Origin of the sequence: Bradyrhizobium sp. PRIMUS42 (assembly GCF_023006515.1) — a bacterium.
Lineage (GTDB): Bacteria > Pseudomonadota > Alphaproteobacteria > Rhizobiales > Xanthobacteraceae > Bradyrhizobium.
On the sequence record NZ_JALBGZ010000652.1, the window covers coordinates 1 to 3,545 of the forward strand.

The following is a 3,545-nucleotide window of genomic DNA, read 5'->3' on the forward strand; positions in this document are numbered from 1 at the left end:
CGCCGAGTCGCTTCACCAGCCGGCCGATGGTGCCGTCGGGCGTTTCGCCGGGCTGGATCACCCGCGCCGACAGGCCGAGCGCCCAGGCCGAGGCGTTGACCAGGAAGGCGGTGGACTTGGTCTCGTGGTGGATGAAGTCACCCTCGCCGAGCTTGTCCTCGATGAACTGGTCGGCGGTGCGCGCGTCGGGCACGCGCAGCAGCGCCTCGGCCAGCACCATCAGCGCGAGCCCTTCCTTGGTCGACAGTGCGAACTCCCGCAGCATGTCCTCGACCCCACCGAGCCGTTCGTCGCGCTTGCGGATCGCCTCGATCAGCCGCGTCGCGGTGCGGTCGATCCGCGTCTCCTGCGGCGGGGACAGATGCGACGCCGGCAACAGGCGCGCGGCGATCTCGGCGTCATCGGCTGCGTAGGGGGCGGTGAAGGGCGGCGGAATGTTCGGCATGGCGGGTCCTGTGGCTGCAATCCAGGATAATGCCGGCGTTACCGTAGTTCGATAGACAATCTAGCTGGTTTGCCTTAGAAAGTGAAGATCATAAGCCATTTGACCGCATAAACCATGGAACTGGATCGAATCGACCGGAGAATCCTCTCCATTCTGCAGGAGGACGGGCGCATCGCCAATGTCGACCTCGCCGAGCGCATCGGGCTGTCGCCCACCTCGGTCGGCGAGCGGCTGAAGCGGTTGCAGCGGGAGGGCTTTGTCGAGGGCTATGGCGCGCGGCTCAACCCACACCGGCTCGGCCTCGGGCTCCTGGTGTTCGTCGAGGTGCTGCTCGACAAGACCACGCCGGATAATTTCGAGCGGTTTGCGCGCGCGGTGAAGCTCGCGCCCGAAGTGCTGGAGTGTCACATGGTTGCCGGCGGCTTCGACTATCTTGTGAAGGCGCGGCTTGCGGACATGACCGCCTATCGACGCTTCCTCGGCGAGACCCTGCTGTCGATGCCGGGCGTGCGCGAGACGCGGACCTATGCGGTGATGGAAGAGATCAAGCGCGACGCACCGTTGCCGGTGGGCTGACGAAATGCCGTCGCGATTGTCATTGCTGTGGCGTTGAACGAGCGGTCTTCGCGCGAAAAATAGCTCTCCGTGTGCAATCGCAACGCCTGTCGTCGAATGCACTCACCGTCTTCTAAAATTTTTTTGGCCCGGCTCCCGGACAGATCCGGGAGGCAGCAAAAGCTGGCGGGCTTAGACTTTGAGGTTCTCTGCGGAGGTCTTGCCCCGGTTTGCGATCTCTTCGTATTCCACCGTCTGCCCCTCATTGAGGGAGGACAAACCGGCTTTCTGCACTGCCGAGATATGCACGAACACATCCTTGCCGCCCGACGCAGGCTGGATAAATCCATAACCCTTCGTCGGGTTGAACCACTTGACCGTACCTTTAGCCATCACGACTTCTCCGCGGGTCTTCCTCCGAGATCTCGAACCGCCAGTCCCCGCCAACCGGCCGGTTCGGTCCTAACAGGATACGCGGAATGTGGCGGGCTTGGTAGCTCAAACCACATCAGCATTTCGCCGAATTCCGCTCAACTTCGCGGCGCTTTTACCGGTTTTGCCCGTTTCGCGGTCAAATGGCCCGATGCTGCGCGCCATCCGTCAATACGTCGCGGCCAGATAATCGACGATCTTGCCGACGTCGGCATCGTCGATCGGTGCGCCATAGACCTTGATCATCTTGGTCACCTCGGCCTGCCAGAAGCCTTTCCTGTCCTTCATCGGCGGCTGCGTCTTGATGTAGTCGGCCGAGTGGCAGGCGCTGCAATTGCCCTGCACGACGTCGAGATTGGGCCCGGGCTTGAGCGCCGCGACCTCATCAGGGGTCTTGTAATTGACCGGCGCGGCAAGGGCCGCCCCCACCGCGGCGGCAAGGGCAAGGGCAATGGCCAGGAGAACGGTGCGCTGCATGATCATTCTCCTTCAGGCCACGGTCACGCGGACGGTTTCGACGACGTTGCGCAAATAGCCCGCCGGGTTCCAGCGTGGCGTGTCCGGCTGCGTCTCGCCGCCATTGCCGGTGGCGCGCACCTTGAGCTCAACGGTGCCCGCCGCGAGCTTCACCGGCAGCTTCCATTCGCGGAACGCGTATTTACCGAGATCCTTGCCGAGCTTTGCGCCCACCCAAGTCTTGCCGCCGTCGGTGGAGACCTGGACCTCCTTGATGCCCTTGCCGCCGTCGAAGGCGATGCCGCGCAGGGTCACAGCTCCCGCCTTCAGCTTGGCGCCATCAGGCACGCTGGTGATGAAGGAGCGGATGGTGAAGCGGTTGATCGGGATCGTCGCCTTCGGCGCGGTGCCGGGCTCGATTGCGTTGTTTGGCGTATCAGGAATGCGATAGGCCGACTTCATCCAGAAGCCGTCATAGACATTGTCGAGGACGGTGATCTCGTTGAGGTGCTTGACCCAGTAGGTGCCGAAATAGCCGGGCACGATCAGGCGCAGCGGAAAGCCGTTGAGGAACGGCAAATCCTCGCCGTTCATGCCATAGGCCAGCATCACCTCGCCGTCGGTGGCGTGATCGATATCGAGTGCCTTGACAAAATCAGGCGTCTTGTCGCTGACCGGCCCGTCCATGCCGTTGAACGTGACCTGCTTGGCGCCGCTCTGCACGCCGGCCATGTCGAGCACGGCCTTCAGCGGCACGCCGCGCCAGCGCGCATTGCCCATGGCGCCGTTGGCAAGCTGGCCGCCTGCGACGCGCGGCTCGAAAAAGCCGCGGCTGTTGCCGGAGCATTGTGCGACGGCGACCAGCTCCGTCGCTTTCATCTTCCTGATGTCTTTCAGCGAAAGTTTCAGCGGCTTGTCGACCTTGCCCTTGACCTCCAGCGTGAACTTGTCGGGATCGAGATTGTAGGGCAGGTCGGAGAGGTGATAGCGCACGAAGAACGCGTTGTTGGGCGTGATCGGGCCGTCGTTGAAGATCGCAAACGGCGTCTCGAGCTGCGGCGGTCGGCTGGTCAGGCCGATCATCGGCCGCTTCTGCGGATATTTCACCAGCGGCCGTTCGCCATTGGCGAACGGGAGCGTGACGGTATCGAGTGCCAGCGCTTTGGTGGAATTCAGTGTGGCCGTAATGGCGGTCAAGCCCGCTCCTTTGAGCAGGTCGCGTCGATCGAACATCTGGTCCCCTCCCGGAGCTTTTCGTTGGACCAGCGGTCATCACCGCAGGCCCGCGCTCATCTGTCGCAACGATCTCGACGAAGTCAATTCGTGCTTTCGCAGCAGGCCCATGCCGCTGCGTTGCAGCAGGCCGGTGTTACGGCTGTAGTGAGATTGAGCCGAGTTGTAGCCGCGACGGTGGTGCACCTCTCCCGCTTGCGGGAGAGGTCGCGCCCCGGGCGATGCGAAGCATCGTCCCGCGCGCGGGCGAGGGTTCTTTCCTCTGGGGGATTGTCCCATTGCGGAGATACCCTCTCCCCAACCCTCCCCCGCAAGCGGGGGGAGGGAGCGCACTGTCTTCGTGGCTGCCTTACGCCGCAGCGCGTGCGCTACTGTCGACCAGCGCCGTCAGCTGCCGCGCATCCGCCACCGCGCGCACGGCAAG

Annotated in this window: 4 protein-coding genes and 1 pseudogene; 1 reads left to right on the plus strand and 4 read right to left on the minus strand. The window is 63.4% G+C overall.

The annotated features are described in order from the left end of the window. Window positions 1-445, minus strand: a pseudogene (locus MOV75_RS31190) (bifunctional proline dehydrogenase/L-glutamate gamma-semialdehyde dehydrogenase); the annotation flags it as partial. A gap of 114 nt (window positions 446-559) precedes the next feature. Here MOV75_RS31190 and MOV75_RS31195 point away from each other — a divergent pair. Continuing rightward, window positions 560-1,021, plus strand: coding sequence for an Lrp/AsnC ligand binding domain-containing protein (locus MOV75_RS31195; protein WP_246931341.1), 462 nt, complete (start codon window positions 560-562; stop codon window positions 1,019-1,021). Window positions 1,022-1,192: 171 nt separating this feature from the next. Here MOV75_RS31195 and MOV75_RS31200 read toward each other — a convergent pair whose 3' ends face one another. The 3 genes from MOV75_RS31200 to MOV75_RS31210 all read right to left on the minus strand — a co-directional run bounded on the left by MOV75_RS31200 (window position 1,193) and on the right by MOV75_RS31210 (window position 3,121). Continuing rightward, window positions 1,193-1,393, minus strand: a complete 201-nt coding sequence (locus tag MOV75_RS31200) for a cold-shock protein (protein ID WP_008134691.1) — start codon at window positions 1,391-1,393, stop codon at window positions 1,193-1,195. A gap of 207 nt (window positions 1,394-1,600) precedes the next feature. Beyond that, entirely contained in the window at window positions 1,601-1,909 is a 309-nt protein-coding gene (locus tag MOV75_RS31205; RefSeq protein WP_246931340.1) for a cytochrome c, read from the minus strand. A gap of 12 nt (window positions 1,910-1,921) precedes the next feature. Further along, on the minus strand, window positions 1,922-3,121 hold the full coding sequence (locus MOV75_RS31210; protein WP_247007240.1) for a molybdopterin-dependent oxidoreductase: 1,200 nt from the start codon (window positions 3,119-3,121) through the stop codon (window positions 1,922-1,924). Between the last annotated feature and the right edge of the window lie 424 nt (window positions 3,122-3,545).